The 1,689-nt window shown below is 41.9% G+C and carries 1 protein-coding gene; it reads left to right on the forward strand.

Features of this window, described 5'->3' with window-relative positions; translation table 11 throughout:
* The first annotated feature begins 119 nt into the window (after positions 1–119).
* Positions 120–1,580, forward strand: coding sequence for an IS1182 family transposase (locus BTO28_RS16510; protein ID WP_076768298.1), 1,461 nt, complete (start codon positions 120–122; stop codon positions 1,578–1,580).
* Positions 1,581–1,689 lie beyond the last annotated feature (109 nt).

The raw sequence follows: 1,689 nt of genomic DNA on the forward strand, positions 1-1,689 counted from the left end.
GAGGGCACTGAAAAAGTCCATATAGTAAAAAAGCCAGGTATTCGGCGATTCAATCGCCGAATGCCTGGCTTTTCTTTTATAATGAGATTAATACATAAAGTTAACAGGTGGTGCCACGGATGATTTCAACTCAGGAAACGCTTATATTAAGCCCGTTTACGGCTATTTACGATATTGTAGTGCCAAAAGATAATATGCTTCGCCAAATCAATGAACTGGTGGATTTTTCTTTTATTTTAGAAGAACTTAAAGCAAAGTACTGTCTAGATAATGGACGCAAAGCAGTTCCGCCGGTACGCCTGTTTAAATATTTACTGCTAAAAGCAATTTTCGATTTGTCAGACATGGATGTGGTTGAGCGTTCAAAATATGATATGTCTTTTAAGTATTTCCTAGGGATGGCGCCGGAAGACTCTGTTATTGATCCAAGTCTGCTTACGAAATTCCGCAAGCTCCGCCTGCAGGATGCGGGCTTATTAGATCTGCTTATCGGGAAAACCGTTGAGATTGCACTCGAGAAAGGAATCATCAGAAGCCACACAATTATTGTGGATTCCACCCACACAAAAGCGCGGTATAATCTAAAATCACCGGAACAATTCCTGCAGGAGAAGTCAAAAAGAGTCCGGAAGGCTGTGTACCAATTTGATGAATCGATGAAAGAAAAATTTCCATCGAAGCCAACTTCTAACGAAGTAAAGGATGAGCTGGCTTACTGTGAAGCTGTCATTGAGACAGTCGAAAAAGAACCACAGATTGCGCACATTCCAGCTGTCATGGAAAAGATAAATGTCCTAAAAGAAGCGACGAGAGACTACCAAGAACGGCTTCACCATTCCACAGATTCCGATGCCCGTGTCGGGCATAAAACAGCCGACTCCTCTTTCTTTGGTTATAAAACACATATGGCATTGAGCGACGAACGAATCATTACGGCTGCCGTTGTCACGACAGGTGAAAAAAGCGATGGAAAATACCTGCAGACCTTAATTGAAAAAAGCAGGGAAACGGGATTGAAGATAGATACCGTTATTGGTGACACAGCGTACTCTGAAAAGGCAAATATCGAATACACCGGCGAAAAAGAAATATCCCTCGTGTCCAGGCTGCATCCCCTTCTTACACAGAGTCCACGCAGGCAGGAAGAACAATTTGAATTTAATAAGGATGCGGGAATGTATATGTGCAAAGCCGGCCATCAGGCGATTCGAAAAGCGCGGACCGGCAAAAAAGGGACTAGCCATAACCAAAGCCTGACTTATTACTTTGATATTGAGAAGTGCAAAAAGTGCCTTATGCGTGAAGGCTGTTACAAGGATGGTGCTAGAAGCAAAACATACTCAGTGACGATAAAGTCACCTGAGCATACAAGCCAGGCTGTTTTTCAGGAAACAGAAGAATTTAAGCAGCTGGCAAGGTCACGCTATAAAATTGAAGCGAAAAATAGTGAATTGAAACACAGACATGGGTATGATACAGCATCATCTGCAGGTCTGTTTGGCATGGAAATACAGGGAGCCACTGCGATTTTTGTGGTCAATCTGAAGAGAATTATTACGCTCTTAAAGGAAAAAGAATAAAATTCCGAAAGGAAATAGGCAGCTTTCTGTTCAAAATCGAACAGAAAGCTGCCTATTTTTGTTTGAAAAACGATTAGGGATTTAAAAACGTAAGTTTTTCAGTGCCCTC

The organism is Domibacillus epiphyticus (genome assembly GCF_001975785.1).
GTDB classification, from domain to species: domain Bacteria; phylum Bacillota; class Bacilli; order Bacillales; family Domibacillaceae; genus Domibacillus; species Domibacillus epiphyticus.